The organism is Bacillus sp. FJAT-27986, assembly GCF_001685035.1.
Taxonomy (GTDB): domain Bacteria; phylum Bacillota; class Bacilli; order Bacillales; family Pradoshiaceae; genus Pradoshia.
Map to the genome: position 1 here is coordinate 147,795 of NZ_MAYV01000001.1, position 14,514 is coordinate 162,308.

The 14,514-nt window shown below is 34.8% G+C and carries 14 protein-coding genes and 1 riboswitch; of the genes, 7 read left to right on the plus strand and 7 right to left on the minus strand.

Annotated elements, in window-relative coordinates; all coding sequences use genetic code 11:
* Positions 1–108 precede the first annotated feature (108 nt).
* Complete coding sequence (trhA, locus tag A8L44_RS00645) at positions 109–759, plus strand: PAQR family membrane homeostasis protein TrhA (protein WP_066100039.1); 651 nt, start codon at positions 109–111, stop codon at positions 757–759.
* A gap of 327 nt (positions 760–1,086) precedes the next feature.
* Here trhA and A8L44_RS18810 read toward each other — a convergent pair whose 3' ends face one another.
* The 4 genes from A8L44_RS18810 to A8L44_RS00660 all read right to left on the minus strand — a co-directional run bounded on the left by A8L44_RS18810 (position 1,087) and on the right by A8L44_RS00660 (position 3,137).
* Complete coding sequence (locus A8L44_RS18810) at positions 1,087–1,260, minus strand: hypothetical protein (protein ID WP_175354208.1); 174 nt, start codon at positions 1,258–1,260, stop codon at positions 1,087–1,089.
* Between the two features lie 53 nt (positions 1,261–1,313).
* Positions 1,314–2,111, minus strand: coding sequence for a type II toxin-antitoxin system SpoIISA family toxin (locus A8L44_RS00650; protein WP_066100042.1), 798 nt, complete (start codon positions 2,109–2,111; stop codon positions 1,314–1,316).
* Between the two features lie 101 nt (positions 2,112–2,212).
* Positions 2,213–2,671 (minus strand): hypothetical protein, encoded by a 459-nt coding sequence (locus tag A8L44_RS00655; RefSeq protein ID WP_066100045.1) that lies wholly within the window; start codon positions 2,669–2,671, stop codon positions 2,213–2,215.
* A complete protein-coding gene (locus tag A8L44_RS00660) occupies positions 2,664–3,137 on the minus strand; it encodes a DUF2243 domain-containing protein (protein WP_066100048.1) in 474 nt (157 codons plus the stop codon). Before A8L44_RS00660 ends, A8L44_RS00655 begins: the two co-directional genes overlap by 8 nt.
* Before the next feature lie 142 nt (positions 3,138–3,279).
* On the opposite strand from A8L44_RS00660, the gene A8L44_RS00665 reads away from it, so the two are divergent.
* Together A8L44_RS00665 and A8L44_RS00670 are read left to right on the plus strand one after the other, a co-directional pair.
* Positions 3,280–4,812: an FAD-dependent oxidoreductase gene (locus A8L44_RS00665; protein WP_066100051.1), complete on the plus strand. Its 1,533-nt coding sequence runs from the start codon at positions 3,280–3,282 to the stop codon at positions 4,810–4,812.
* 256 nt (positions 4,813–5,068) lie between these two features.
* Entirely contained in the window at positions 5,069–5,929 is an 861-nt protein-coding gene (locus tag A8L44_RS00670) for an EamA family transporter (protein WP_066100054.1), read from the plus strand.
* A gap of 122 nt (positions 5,930–6,051) precedes the next feature.
* Here A8L44_RS00670 and A8L44_RS00675 read toward each other — a convergent pair whose 3' ends face one another.
* Entirely contained in the window at positions 6,052–6,672 is a 621-nt protein-coding gene (locus A8L44_RS00675) for an FMN-dependent NADH-azoreductase (RefSeq protein ID WP_066100058.1), read from the minus strand.
* A gap of 180 nt (positions 6,673–6,852) precedes the next feature.
* Here A8L44_RS00675 and A8L44_RS00680 point away from each other — a divergent pair, with 180 nt between their 5' ends.
* Positions 6,853–7,272 carry a MarR family winged helix-turn-helix transcriptional regulator gene (locus A8L44_RS00680; RefSeq protein ID WP_066100061.1) on the plus strand — a complete coding sequence of 140 codons (420 nt, stop codon included), beginning with the start codon at positions 6,853–6,855 and terminating at the stop codon, positions 7,270–7,272.
* Positions 7,273–7,282: 10 nt separating this feature from the next.
* Complete coding sequence (locus tag A8L44_RS00685; protein ID WP_066100066.1) at positions 7,283–8,506, plus strand: MFS transporter; 1,224 nt, start codon at positions 7,283–7,285, stop codon at positions 8,504–8,506.
* A 193-nt stretch (positions 8,507–8,699) separates the two neighbouring features.
* Here A8L44_RS00685 and A8L44_RS00690 read toward each other — a convergent pair whose 3' ends face one another.
* The gene (locus tag A8L44_RS00690) at positions 8,700–10,178 is read right to left on the minus strand and encodes a sensor histidine kinase (protein ID WP_066100069.1); all 1,479 of its coding nucleotides are present in this window, start codon (positions 10,176–10,178) and stop codon (positions 8,700–8,702) included.
* A complete protein-coding gene (locus tag A8L44_RS00695; protein ID WP_066100072.1) occupies positions 10,171–10,827 on the minus strand; it encodes a response regulator transcription factor in 657 nt (218 codons plus the stop codon). The genes A8L44_RS00690 and A8L44_RS00695 overlap by 8 nt, the downstream gene beginning before the upstream one ends.
* Positions 10,828–11,193: 366 nt before the next feature.
* Positions 11,194–11,320: riboswitch (cyclic di-AMP (ydaO/yuaA leader) on the minus strand.
* Between the two features lie 428 nt (positions 11,321–11,748).
* On the opposite strand from A8L44_RS00695, the gene A8L44_RS00700 reads away from it, so the two are divergent.
* Positions 11,749–13,050 carry an NCS2 family permease gene (locus tag A8L44_RS00700; RefSeq protein ID WP_066100075.1) on the plus strand — a complete coding sequence of 434 codons (1,302 nt, stop codon included), beginning with the start codon at positions 11,749–11,751 and terminating at the stop codon, positions 13,048–13,050.
* Between the two features lie 133 nt (positions 13,051–13,183).
* On the plus strand, positions 13,184–14,410 hold the full coding sequence (locus A8L44_RS00705) for an aminopeptidase (protein WP_066100078.1): 1,227 nt from the start codon (positions 13,184–13,186) through the stop codon (positions 14,408–14,410).
* The last annotated feature ends 104 nt before the right edge of the window (positions 14,411–14,514 follow it).

The window sequence follows — 14,514 nt, forward strand, 5'->3', positions numbered from 1 at the left end:
ATAATGAATTGTCGAAGCAATAATATAGAGTATTAATATTTACATATTAATGATATTGCATTATACTAATGATAATAATTCATATTGTACTAGAAAGAAGGAAATTTAATGAAGGACATTCATGTTTATAGCAAAGGTGAAGAAATCGCAAATGCAGTTACCCATGGCCTGGGTGTTATATTAAGTATAGTAGCGCTGATTTTGCTGGTTTTCCATTCCTCTATATATGGGACCGCTTGGCACATCGTTAGTTTTACTATATTTGGAATAACAATGCTTCTTATGTATCTGTGCTCCACTCTTTTGCACAGCTTACCCCAGGGCAAAGCTAAGAATGTATTTGAAATATTCGACCATTCAGCTATCTATTTTTTTATCGCAGGTACGTACACGCCATTTTGTTTTATTGTATTGGACGGTTGGACACGTTGGACTTTATTCGGTATTGTCTGGGGAATAGCTTTTGGGGGAACAGTTTTTAAATCATTTTTTGTTAAAAAATATATGATCGTATCAACACTTCTTTACATAGTAATGGGTTGGATGATTGTCTTCGCATGGAAACCATTGGTCAACTTCCTTGAGCCAAATGGAATGATTTTATTAGTTACTGGAGGTATTCTATACACGGTAGGTGCTATCTTTTATGTATGGAGAGGCTTCAAATTCCATCATGCCATTTGGCATCTTTTCGTTATCGCCGGAAGTGTTATGCATTTCTTCTGTATTCTCTTCTACTTACTTCCATGGGATAAATAATAACATATTCTTATTACAATTTAAGGCAGCTCTCCCTATCCGGAAGCTGTCTTTTTTATCTTTAACGAATGTTTTATTTAGCCTTTAGTCTCTTCAATTATCCAAATTTACCTCGAAGTTTTTTTAAAACTCTAATGGCCTCATGATTCATTTTACTGATCCTTAATGCCTTATTGCCCAAAACTGTGTACCTTCTGTTTTTTCCTAATTGTTTAGTTACATTCTTAGATGTCATATTTTATGCTCCTAACATGTGCATTTTGTTATAGCTTATGCTATAACACAAAAAAGCAATACAAAAAAAAATAACAAAGTCCCATCACTTTGTTATTTTACAGAGTATATATAAGCCAATGCTTTTTTATTCATTTCTTTTACTTTCTTTGTCTGCTTACTGACTGATTTATCAGAGAGATGGGTGATTTTGGGACCTGACTGGGAGTCTTTTGCCATTGCCTCAGCGGAATCGTCAGACTGAATGTTATTTCTCCTACGCCTCATAGCCATCTTACTCCTCTCTTCCTTAACTTTTATACCCTTATTATACCAAAGTTTTACATAAACGAATCATAAATGTGAACTAAATTAGCAATATGAACACCATCCACTTCAATGGGAATGCCCTTATCTTTCTTTAAAACTATAATAAAGTTATACATTTGTAAATGGATAGGAATTAACAAAGCATCGTGGTCTTCAAGGGTGATAACCTCTAAATTGAAAATCGAATCGGTAAAGCTTTGTAAAAGCTGCTGATTAAAATCGAAATTATGTATATGATCAATCCTGATAAGCTTTTGTTTAATTCTCTCCCTGACGGATATATCTAAGTCAATCGAATCGTCAGCTTCGTACTGATTGATATCAACTGACAAACCAAATTCCTCACAATACAGGACAAGATATTTCTTTAACTCTCTCTCATATTCTTCTCCGTTTTCAGGAACAGGCTTTTGCTCAAAATAATAGATAGCATCCTGTACTAATAAGGACATATGCTCTACCTTTGTCACCGTCGCTCGTTGAATTTTTTCATTTTCCTTTATGGTAGCTTCAAGAAATTCAGAACCTGTTATAAACTCTGCCTGCCATATCTTTAAAATGCTTGGTGTTAGAAGAACGGATAAATCGATAAAAACAACGATTGCAGTTAAACTCAATATATATGTCCAGTTGGTTATATTTATTCCGCCTGCAATAATGCCGATTCCGAGGCAAAGCACAAATAACGTATAAAGGCTTCGGCGAAAATTTTTTAAATGCAAGTCAAATATGGAAGGTTTTACGATGGCCATCATACAAGAAACGAGAGAAAAACATACTAGAATAGCAATATAAATTTTTCCAAACATTTCATCCTCCATCGATAATCATTTATATGAATAATCATACCATTTAATTCCAAATTACCATATAGGTATATCTTCTGAATTGTCAGATGACTGTTTGTAATCTATTTCACCTTAAGTTTATAGTGATAGGCAATCTCCTTACCGTTATACATTAGTGCTTTATGATTATTCGTATTTAACGTAACCTTCACCTTGTACACCCCTGGTTTGAGTGTGCCTAAATCATAATATTGACCATAAATTCTATTCTTTTTATCTCCATTCATATATAGATGGGCATGACCTTCATTAATTCGTTGCTCATTCGAACCCAGCTTTTCTGGTTTAAACGAAAAGTTTTTTGTGTTGATTTTCAGCATCCAACACCCTGTTTGATCCTGCTTGATCCATCCATTAATTTCCGGAATTTTCACTTCGCTTATATTGCTTATTTCTAATCCATCATGTTGTCCCGTATGCCCAGCATGAGCATCATTGCTGAAATGGCTGCTTTGTTGATGAAAATATAGCATGATGGATACAAACCCAGCGATAACAATAAAGCTAAGTATTCTATACATGAATCTCTTCGCCACCCTTATGCCTGTACGCACTATTTTTCAAATACAAACCAATCAAAAATAAAATAGCTCCAACTATCAGAAACGCTATATCATAGAATAAAGCATTGGGATCACCTGGTTTTACCCTATGAATCTGCAGGATATGATGATTAACAATCCCTTCCAACATATTGAATAAACCTGAGCCAATTAAAAACCAACTAATAATCTGTTTGACACCCTGCTTTTGGTCTGATGGGTTACCAGCAAGCCATAAAATAAAGCCCCCTGCCACCAAAGCAATCGTCACCGCAAAATGAAAAATCCCATCACTCATGATTTGACCTGAGCGACTCGTTTCCATCACGACACTATGCCATTGTAAAAGCTGATGAAAAATAATCCCATCCATAGCACCCATAAAGCCGAATCCCAACAGAAAGCTTCCTATTACCAATAATTTCTTTTTAGTTTGACTCCTCAATCGAATTCCCCTCCAGCCCCCATTTTTTTACTTAATATCCAATCAGTCTTCATTATAAACAATCCGTTTATCATAATTAGCTGATTTTTTTAACAAAACATGGGTAACTATATACTATATTGGAAAAACCGGAGGGGTTAAAATGAATCAATTACCTAATCAATCGAGTTCATATTGGACGAAGTTCATGCAGAATCAAGAAGAACTGAAATTTAATAAGCTACAAAATGATTTAGAAACAGATGTTGTTATAGTTGGAGCTGGAATAGTCGGTATTTTAACGGCTTATCAATTGGTCAGCAAAGGAGTAAAGGTTGCATTAGTTGAGGCAAGCGAAGTGATGAATGGGACAACAGGCCATACAACAGCAAAAATAACCGCCCAGCATGGATTAATTTATGACAAATTAATTAATTCGATAGGTGAAGAAAAAGCGAAACTATACTATCAGGCAAATATGGATGGCCTTGAATTTATCCATTCTCTCTACAAAGAAGAAGAGATCGATTGTGATTATGAAGAACAGGAAGCCATCCTTTACGCAGAGACTGAAAAATTTGAAAAGAAAATCAAGTCAGAGTTCGAAGCTTATCAAAAACTGGGCATTCCAGGTAAACTTGTCGAACACCTGCCTTTGCCTTACCCAATCAAAAATGCCATTATTATGCCTAATCAAGCACAATTTCATCCAGTTAAATACTTAGGCCATATTTTAAACCTGATTATAAAAAAAGGCGGACAAGTATTTGAACAATCGCCAGTAGAAGCTATTGAAGATGACGATAAAGGACCTGTTCAAGTTAAAGTGAAGAATGGACATACCATTTATTGCAATAAAGTTGTGATTGCTTCCCACTATCCATTCTATGATATGCAGGGACTGTACTTCTCTCGCCTGAGCCCGAAACGCTCTTACATTGTTGCCGCTGAAATCAAGGAAGACCTACCAGATGGAATGTACATTAGCGCCGAGCAGCCTACCCGCTCAATCCGCCATACAAAAGACGGGGATAAAACCCTGGTATTATTTGGAGGAGAAAGTCATAAAACCGGTCAAAGCGAAAATCCATTTAAGCATTATGAAGCACTAAAGGATTTTGCCGAAAAGTATTACACAGTTAATGACCTTCCATACAGATGGTCAGCACAGGATTTAGAAACATTGGATTATGTCCCTTATATTGGTCCATATTCTTCTATGAAGGATCATATTTTTGTTGCAACTGGTTTTGGGAAATGGGGAATGTCGAACGGAGCTGTCGCTGCTCTAATTTTAAGTGATTTAGTACGTGGAAAAGAAAATCCATATTTTGATCTGTTTACCCCCACTCGTTCAGAAACACATATACAATCTGCCGGTAAATTCATAAAAGAAAATATAAATGTAGCAAAAGAATTAATTAAAGGAAAACTTGCTGATAAAGATATCAGTCCAGATGAACTTAAACCCGATGAAGGCAGTATCGTTACCTTTAATGGTAAAAGAGCCGGTGCCTATCGCGACCATACAGGTAACGTTTGTGTAGTAGATACTACCTGTACCCATATGGGGTGTGAAGTGAAATGGAATAATGGAGAACGTTCCTGGGATTGCCCATGTCATGGATCCCGCTTTGCACCTAACGGGGAAGTCATCGAAGGCCCAGCAGTTAAACCGTTGGAACGTTTGAATTAACAGCTTGAAATGAGATTCCCATATCCCTACTATATATCCTTTGAATCCTAAAACTAAAATACACTTTTTATGCCGGGTAGATAATCTATGTGACATAAGGAGTGTATTTTTTCTTCATGTAAATACAACTCAAGAATCAAGTATTTAAACTTATATGAAACCAAATACCTTTTTAAATGGAATTGAGTTATAGTTAAAGTTAGAAAAAACCAGAGGAACAAACCGATTCTAAGTACATAAATAAGCGAGGATTTTCATGAGCATACTGTTAGCTTTACTGGCTGCTTTATTTGCAGCATTAACGTCAATATTAGCAAAAATCGGGATTAATAATGTGAATTCAAATTTGGCCACTGCGATTCGAACGTTTGTAGTCCTAATTATGGCTTATGCCGTTGTTCGAATAACCGGGCAATGGGATGAGCTGTATACTATCCATCCTAAGGCATGGATTTTCATTATCTTATCAGGTATAACCACTGGCCTATCGTGGCTATGTTTTTTTAAGGCCATACAAATTGGTGATGTATCAAAAGTAGTTCCTATTGATAAATCAAGCGTCATAATTACAATTATTTTATCCTTTATCATCCTTCAGGAGCCGTTGACTCCGTTAGTGATTGCAGGAGGGGTCGTTATTACGATTGGTACTTTTATTCTTATCGGTAAGAGAGAAAAAAAGAAGAAAGAAGGCTATCTTCAGTCGTATATTTTCCTGGCTGTCTTATCAGCCGTTTTTGCAGCACTAACCAGTATATTGGCGAAAATCGGTATCGAGGATGTCGATTCAAATGTCGCCACCTTCATTCGTACTGTAGTGATCTTAATTTTTGCCTGGAGCATTGTATTTTTCCAAAGAACGCAAAAAGATCTTAAAACGATCTCTAATAGGTCCTATGTCTTTTTAATCCTATCGGGTATCGCAACTGGCTTATCTTGGTTGTGCTACTTTGCTGCCATTCAAATCGGAAAGGTGTCTATCGTAGCTCCCATCGATAAATTCAGCGTAGTCATTACAATGGTGTTAAGCTTTATTATTTTAAAAGAAAAACCTAATAAAAATACGATTATTGGTGGTATTGCGATTACAATTGGTACTATTCTGCTTATTTTTTAACAAACGCGTCATTTATCGTCCTTTATATATAAAAACAGTGGGAATTCTTAATCGAATCCCACTGTTTTTATTGTTTTCTATATTAATGGTAAATCCAACGATATAGTATTGATGTTTCTTAATTAGAAGCGGGCAGCAAGTTTAGCGGTTTTCTCAAGCCCTTCTGCAACAATTTCAACCGTACGGTCTGGGTATTGATTATGTCCTTCAATAACCATAACTTCTGGGTTAGTAATTCCCCAAAGGCTAATAGCAGATTTAACTAAATTAACTGCCATTTCCGCTCCTGGTATAGCTGAGTAATCAGAACCTCTTGCAGACAATAGTGCTACCTTTTTATCAGCTGCATATCCTATCGGACCTTCAGCAGTATACTTAAACATTTTTCCGGCTTGAGCCAAATACGAAATATACGTAATTAATGGCGCAGGAACAGTTGAATTCCAAAGAGGGAAGGCAAAAACAATTTTATCCATGGATAAGAATTGATCGATATATTGATTTGCTAAATTAACATATTTAGTTTCTTCTTCTGTTAATTCGATTCCTTGATTGTTTTTATAAAGAGCGGTAATCGCCGCATTTCCATAGTAAGGGAGTTCTACTTGGAATAAATCCAGCTCTGTAATTTGATCAGTTGGATTTGCTTCTTTATATGCATGTAAAAATGCATTGTACATTTGAACAGAAACAGCTTGGTCTGCCGGTCGATCGTTTACTTTAACAAATAAAACTTTAGTCATATGTATACCTCCATGTAAGTTATATGATTTGTAAATTTATTTTAATATAGTTTGAATTCAAAGCAAAATAATATGCCTATGTTTTACCATTATTTAAAGACTGGACATCTTCTCCTCTTCTCTGCCATAATAAAAAAATTGGATTAGTTAACTAAAGTAACTAATTTATAAGGAGGTAAAATGGAAAGATATCAACAGTTATTTCACGAGTTGTCTATGGTGCATAAACCTTATATTGACCAGTTAAATGAAATTCTAGGTAGATATGCTTTGAACAGACCACAATGGACAATTATGTATATCCTTTTTAATTATGGGCCACATACCCTTGTTGAGATATCTAAATATCAAAGTATCGAAAAGCCAGCGATAACCCGCACAGTCAACAGCCTCGAGCAGCAAGGGTATATTCAGTCATTTTCAAGCTCAGATAAAAGGAAGAAAAATATTCAACTGACTGCTAAAGGAGAGAAACAATATAAAGTTGTAAGAAGTGAGATTGATGAATTTCAGATTGGAAAGTTAATAGGTATTACGACAGATGAACAAGAACAATTCCTAAATATCCTAGAAAGGATTAAGCAAAATTTTAATGAGTAAGGAGATAACTATGCAAACGGAACGAGCAAAATTATGGACAAAAGATTTTATCATTGTATCCACCATTAATTTTTTATTAACACTTGTTTTTTATTTATTAATGGTGTCAATTTCGGTCTATGCTGTTGAACAATTTAGTGCTTCAACGAGTGAAGCAGGACTGGTTACCGGAATTTTTATTATTGGAGCACTTATTGGCCGACTTCTGACAGGTAGAATTATCGATAAATACGGCAGAAAAAGAATATTATTATTCGGACTTATCGTTTTTACATTAACTACTATTTTATATTTTGGGATTAATAGCTTGTCTTTTTTGATGGTTAACCGCTTATTACATGGAATCGGATTAGGAATTGCAAGTACGGCTACCGGTACCATTGTAGCGCAAATCATACCAGCAGAACGACGTGGTGAAGGCGTTGGATATTTTAGCCTTAGTGCCACTCTTGCTACTGCGATTGGTCCTTTTTTAGGTATTTATTTAAAACAGCATACAACATTTGAAGTCATTTTCAGCTTTTGTATAGCATTGGGAGCTGTTAGCTTTTTAACTGCCTTTCTATTAAAAATACAAAATGAACAATCTCACACTTCTGTTGAATCAGAAAACAATAGAGTTAAGCTTTCCAGTTTTATTGAACCAAAGGCTATCCCCATTGCTATCGTTATGATGCTGGGAGCCCTATGCTATTCAAGCGTCTTATCATTTATTACTTTCTATTCAGAAGAGATTCAATTAGTTGAAGCAGCAAGTTTCTTTTTTGTCGTTTATGCAGCAGCGGTTTTAGTGTCAAGACCTTTTACTGGCCGCTTGTTAGACTTAAAAGGATCTAATATTATTATGTATCCCTGCTTACTTGTATTTGCCCTTGGACTTCTTCTATTAAGCTATGCTAATAACGGATTTATTTTGCTTTTAGCCGGCGCAATTATTGGACTCGGTTTTGGGAATATCCAATCTACAACTCAGGCTATTGCCGTAAAAGTGACTCCTCCTCACCGAATCGGTTTAGCAACAGCAACCTTTTTTATCTTTTTGGATGTAGGCTTCGGAATTGGCCCATATGTACTTGGAATGATTATTCCTTTCACAGGCTATCGAAATCTCTATCTAATCATGTCGATTCTCGTATTGGCATTAATCGTAGTCTATTATTTTATGCATGGAAAAAAGGATTCTTTAGAGATGCGCAATAAATTAACAAAGCTAGAGGAAACAAAATCAAATTAAAATCACCATTAAGGAAAAAAAGCGGAATGTCCGATTTTGGATATTCCGCTTTTTTCTATTAATTCGATTTTCATTCAGCATAATAGCATTCTCATCTAAAACTTCAAGTAATAAAACGTATTCTCCAAGAAATATTCAGTAATGTAAAAAAGAGTGAGGCATGCATTAAATTGTTGCCCCACTCTTCCCTGCGCTATTCTTCAATATTTTCCTGTTTAATATGCTTGAACTTCAGCGAAAAGGTTGCTGATTGATTTGTACTATTTACATCAATATTCACATCATAAATTTCAGAAACCCTTTTAACAATCCATAACCCAATACCCGATCCAGACGTTATCTGCTTAGCCATACTTAGACGTACATACTTATCAAAGATCTTATTGATATTAGAATAATGGATAGATGAGCCAGTGTTGGTTACGTCAATATTAATAGTATTATCAAGCTTATTCTCTCTAATTCCCACAAAAATGGTTGATTCCTTTGTAGAATATTTCACTGCATTGCTCAATAAATTCTGCATGACTAATTCAAATGAATACTCATCAATCCAGATTTTGGTGGTTTTACTTACATTATCATTAAAAATAAATGTGTAGGAGGGGTAATTCCTCATATAGGCAGCCATTAATGGTTCAATACAACCTTTTGGTTCTATCCAGCTATCGGGAGGATTTCCTCCTAAATAATAAAGTTCATGCGATAATTTAATACCTGTTAATAACGAATCTATATTACTAGATTGGTTTTTAATATGAAACAATCCTTCTTTAATCTCAGGATGAGTTTCGTTATCAATCAGGTCCTCCAAATATTCAATGGTATTCTTAATATTATGTGCAGGATTACGAACCTCATGGACAATCTCTTCCAAGAAAGCGTGTGTCTCGTCTGTTACAGCCAGCATTTTTTCAACACTACGATTCGTAACATCGTTTAACTCTTTCATCTCTCTTAACATAAAGTCATTCATAAAATGAGGTGTAATATTAAACTTGTTTTTCAGCTTGTAATGATTGGTCATCTTTGATAAAGGTTTAAAGATAGTTTCAAATAATAAAGCTTGGAATAAATAGAAAAAGATGAATATGATTAAATATAAATAAGCATTCGTAATGAGTATTTCCTTAAAATCTTCAATAAGCAGAGCTGAGAGATTTATCTTCGTATATAACTGACCATTGAATGCTTCCGTTTGAATGGCATGCTCAATTTCCGCTATTACAGACCCGTTAACCTCATAAAGTTCAACCTTTATTTTTTTATCACTCAACCCATCTTTTACAAAAAACTCATCTTGATTTTGATTTAATAACCACTTAATAATTGGTAAATATTTTTTATCTTTTCCTTCATAAATATTGATATTCTTTGTTGTTTGGTTATAGGCAATATTTTGATAACTTGAGTCATGATCCAAAATCATCATATACTCATAAGCTCCAGCTAGCTTACCAAATTTATCATTTAAAAAATCTTCCTGTAACCCATATTCAGCTAAATGAGTTTCAACTAAATAGAAGTTCGGCAATACTTCATTAATCCGGTGTTTTGCAGAATCGCTTACCCGATTAATATTTTGCAGTATTACTATGGATGTAAATATTAAGAACAAAAGAATATTTGACAAAATGGTAAAACGCTTAATGGTTAGCCAATTATTAATCATTGATTTCATATCCAACATTTTTAATCGTATTAATGCTATTCTTACCTATCTTTCGTCTAATCCGATTTATCGTTGTATTAATAATGTCATCACTCATATCCCCATGCTCAGTCCATATTTTTTCCCATAATTCTTGTTTACTGACAACTTGATTTTTATGTTCTAATAAATACGTATACACCTGCATTGGAATTTTCGATAGCGTTTCAACACTGCCATCTTCTTTCGTAATCGTACCACGAAGAGGCTCAATTTTTAATCCTCTATGTATATAATACGAATTATTTTTTACTGCTGTACTTTCCATAATATTTTTTATGTTAAGGACAAGTTCTTTGTAGCTGAAAGGCTTTGTAAAATACAAAAGCGCACCTTCCTGTAATCCTCGCAATCTTGCATCTGACGAATCTGCTCCGGTAACGAGGACAAAGGGAATATTATGTTTTTTCCTTATAATAGAAGCAGCTTCCAAACCATCAATAATTGCACCATGAATGGTAATATCAAAAATTAATAAATCGTATTTCACTTTATCACAAGCTATAATTGCATCCTCTGGATCGTCAAAATCATCTACTGTATATCCTTGTAATTCAAGCCTTTTCCTTAGTACTTTTCTCGCAACAGGCTCATCTTCTAAAATTAACATTCTAATGGGGATCACCCTCTTTAAAAAAGTAAATAAATTATATCACCATAATTTTTTGAGGTAAATACTTACTTGTATTTTTATGCATAAAAATGCCATCATTATTTCATATAACTATTAAATCTAAAGGGATGTGTAGTTTAAGCAAAAAAAGAGTGATTCCATTAATAGCGGAAATCACTCTGTGTTTATATTGACTTTAAAGTACGACCAATGAGTATACGTTTTATTGATGAAACCACTCTGCTCACCCGCTTTTATTATTAAGAAATTAATAAATTAATAGCTTGATCAACAAAAAACGCCTGCAAGCCATCAATAAATAGACCTGCAGACGTTATATTAGTTTCGTCTCACAAGTTCCACCTTCCTTCTCATAAAACGCTGAGGAGTTAGCTGTCGGATTCGTGCCTACTGAGTAGCCCTACCATAATGGATTCACCCCAGAACACAATGGGTCCCCCGCGCAATTATGCTTAAGCGATTTAGAAATTAGAAACTTTGATAATAATACTCCCGATATGAAAAATGTAAATATTTTCATCTACTAATTTTTGTATATTTTTAATTTATTCACATAAATTTCTTTTTGTTTTTTGGTCACAGTCTACTTTGTATTTCAACCTATACAGAAGTCACAAAAGTAACATCAACCATTTACAAATCAAAGTCCTGAAATGTTGAAGCACTATTCATAATGACTTCTAATACTAACAATCAGTTTTAGTATGATAATGTTTTAAATATCAACCTCATAACTAGGATAAAGCCTCTCTTTAATCCTCATATTATAAGTAGTTATTGCAAATAATTAATATAATTATTAATTTGTGGTTGAAAAATAACCTAAAAGCGAATATTATATTAAATGTCGTCAAAAACGTTCGCTTTTTTTAAGGTGAATAGATGGAGGTATACGAATTGTTAGACAAATTTTTCTCAATTAGCCAAAACGGGTCTACTGTTAAAACGGAAGTTTTAGCTGGTATAACTACTTTCTTTACAATGGTGTACATTGTAATAGTTAACCCGGCAATCCTTTCCGCTTCAGGAATTCCCTTTAATCAGGTATTTATTGCTACCATTATCTCGGCAGTAATTGGTACTTTAATTATGGGCTTGTATGCAAAATACCCAATCGCCGTTGCGCCAGGTATGGGAATAAACGCTTACTTTACGAGTGTTGTTGCGACACAAGGACTTAGCTATCAAGTGGTTTTAGGCGCAGTATTTATCGCCGGACTTTTATTTATGTTATTAAGTTTTAGTAATTTACGTGAAAAGATCATTAATTCCATCCCTCTTTCTATTAAATATGGAATTACATCCGGTATTGGTTTATTCATAGCGTTTCTTGGTTTTAAACAAGCACAAATCTTTGTCGCAAACGAAAGCAATCTTGTTGGTTTAGGTGATTTAACTGCTCCTGTTCCATTATTAACAATTGCCGGTTTATTCATTACCCTTATTCTTATGGTAAGAAAAGTACCTGGTGCTTTGTTTATTGGAATGATTATTACAGCAATTATTGGCTATTTTACAGGCATGCTGGACATTACAGCCAAGCAATTACTCCCTTCACTTCCAGAAGGAATAGCATTTTTTGACTTAGATCTCGGTGGTGTATTCACTAACAGCTTATACGCCGTTGTATTTTCATTCCTACTCGTAACGATTTTTGACACAACAGGTACAATGGTGGCTGTATCCGAACAGGCCGGATTATTAAAAGACGGTAAGTTTCCTAGGGCAAAGCAAGCTTTCCTTGGTGATTCTATTGCTACTACTGTTGGTGCTGCTTTTGGTACAAGTCCTTCAACAGCATATGTAGAATCAAGTACAGGTGTTGCTGCCGGTGGTCGTACTGGTTTAACAGCAGTAGTTGTTGCTATATTGTTCAGCTTAGCATTATTCTTCTCACCATTTATTGGAGCCATCTCAAACTTAGCTTCCATTACAGCTCCTGTTTTAATTATTGTTGGGTGCTTTATGATGGAAGGTATATCAAAGATTAGATGGTCTGAGTTTGATGAAGCTTTTACAGCATTTGTTATTATTCTTGCGATGCCTTTAACTTCAAGTATCTCTACTGGAATCGCATTTGGATTTATTATTTATCCAATCTTGAAATTAGTTGGTGGCAAAGCGAAAGAAGTTCCACCTCTTGTTTACATCTTTGGTGTACTATTCCTTATTCAATTGGTCTTCTTAGGAGGACATTAATAAAAATGCTATATAGAGCTGGATTTCTTATAGATCCAGCTCTATATTTTTATCCCAATAAATTTTTGATATTTTCTGATATCTAGATGATATACTTTTATAGTAAATAATATTGTATGGGGAGGATTAATCCATGAATAATTTTGAAGAAAAATTAGATCGTTATGCTGACTTGACTGTTAAGAAAGCTGCTAATGTACAAAAGGATCAAATTGTATTCATCATATCCACTATTGAAACTGCACCATTTACACGTAAACTTGTTAAAAAAGCCTATGAAGCAGGTGCAAAGCAGGTTTTTGTGGAATGGAGTGATGAAGAAATTAACCGAACGAAATATTTGCTGGCACCTGACGAGGCATTTACTGAATTTCCTTCATGGATGGCTGCCTCCAGAAACGAAATGGTTGAAAGAGGTGCAACTTTTATAACGATTGTCTCTCAAGATCCGGATTTACTGAATGGGATCGACTCAAATCGGATCGCTAATTTTCAAAAGGCTGCAGGTAAGGCTCTCAATAATTTACGCGAAGCAATGCAGTCCAATAAGATCAGTTGGACAGTCGTTGCTGCTGCAGGTGAGGGTTGGTCCAAAAAAATATTCCCTGGACAAGAAAACAGCTTAGATTTACTTTGGGATGCCATCTTTTCTTCAGTCCGTGTTGATCAGGAAAATGTTATCCAAGCATGGGAGGAGCATCTTGATACATTAATCAGTAAAGCTGATTATTTAAATAACAAAAAATATAAATACATACACTATAAAGCACCTGGTACGGATTTAAGAATTGAACTTTCCGAGAAACATAAGTGGTGCGCAGCAGGAGCTAAAGACTCAACCGGCAAAGAATTCGTAGCCAATATGCCTACTGAAGAAGTATTTACGATTCCTTTAAAAAATGGAGTAAATGGCACGGTTTCAAGCACAAAACCGTTAGCTTATGGCGGCAATGTAATTGATGAATTTACGTTAACATTTGAAGAAGGAAGAATCGTAAATGCCGTGGCGAAAAAAGGAAATAAAATTTTAAATCATCTTATCAATGTTGATGAAGGAGCTAAATACCTGGGTGAAATTGCGCTGGTACCTCACCATTCACCGATCTCTGAATCAAATATTTTATTCTATAATACGTTATTTGATGAAAATGCTTCTAACCACCTCGCCATTGGAGCTGGATATCCATTTTGCCTCGAAGGTGGAGAAGAAATGAATATCGAACAATTGCATAAGTATGGGGTAAATATCAGCCAAGTGCATGAGGACTTTATGATTGGTTCAGCTGATATGGACATTGATGGAGAATTGCCTGATGGTACACGTGAGGCCATATTCCGAAATGGGAATTGGGCGTTTTGATTCTATTTACAGGTTTATAACCCTTAAATAATAGTAAAATTGCTTTAAAAAAAACCAAAACGCGCTTAGTAAAATATTTCTAAGCGCGTTTTGGTTTCGTTTAG

What these genes read in the sequence shown, in the direction of transcription:
- trhA (WP_066100039.1), top strand. Translation starts at nt 109, where the DNA reads ATGAAGGACATTCATGTTTATAGCAAAGGTGAAGAAATCGCAAATGCA.
- A8L44_RS18810 (WP_175354208.1), bottom strand. Translation starts at nt 1,260, where the DNA reads ATGAGGCGTAGGAGAAATAACATTCAGTCTGACGATTCCGCTGAGGCA.
- A8L44_RS00650 (WP_066100042.1), bottom strand. Translation starts at nt 2,111, where the DNA reads ATGTTTGGAAAAATTTATATTGCTATTCTAGTATGTTTTTCTCTCGTT.
- A8L44_RS00655 (WP_066100045.1), bottom strand. Translation starts at nt 2,671, where the DNA reads ATGTATAGAATACTTAGCTTTATTGTTATCGCTGGGTTTGTATCCATC.
- A8L44_RS00665 (WP_066100051.1), top strand. Translation starts at nt 3,280, where the DNA reads ATGAATCAATTACCTAATCAATCGAGTTCATATTGGACGAAGTTCATG.
- A8L44_RS00670 (WP_066100054.1), top strand. Translation starts at nt 5,069, where the DNA reads ATGAGCATACTGTTAGCTTTACTGGCTGCTTTATTTGCAGCATTAACG.
- A8L44_RS00675 (WP_066100058.1), bottom strand. Translation starts at nt 6,672, where the DNA reads ATGACTAAAGTTTTATTTGTTAAAGTAAACGATCGACCGGCAGACCAA.
- A8L44_RS00680 (WP_066100061.1), top strand. Translation starts at nt 6,853, where the DNA reads ATGGAAAGATATCAACAGTTATTTCACGAGTTGTCTATGGTGCATAAA.
- A8L44_RS00685 (WP_066100066.1), top strand. Translation starts at nt 7,283, where the DNA reads ATGCAAACGGAACGAGCAAAATTATGGACAAAAGATTTTATCATTGTA.
- A8L44_RS00690 (WP_066100069.1), bottom strand. Translation starts at nt 10,178, where the DNA reads ATGATTAATAATTGGCTAACCATTAAGCGTTTTACCATTTTGTCAAAT.
- A8L44_RS00695 (WP_066100072.1), bottom strand. Translation starts at nt 10,827, where the DNA reads ATGTTAATTTTAGAAGATGAGCCTGTTGCGAGAAAAGTACTAAGGAAA.
- A8L44_RS00705 (WP_066100078.1), top strand. Translation starts at nt 13,184, where the DNA reads ATGAATAATTTTGAAGAAAAATTAGATCGTTATGCTGACTTGACTGTT.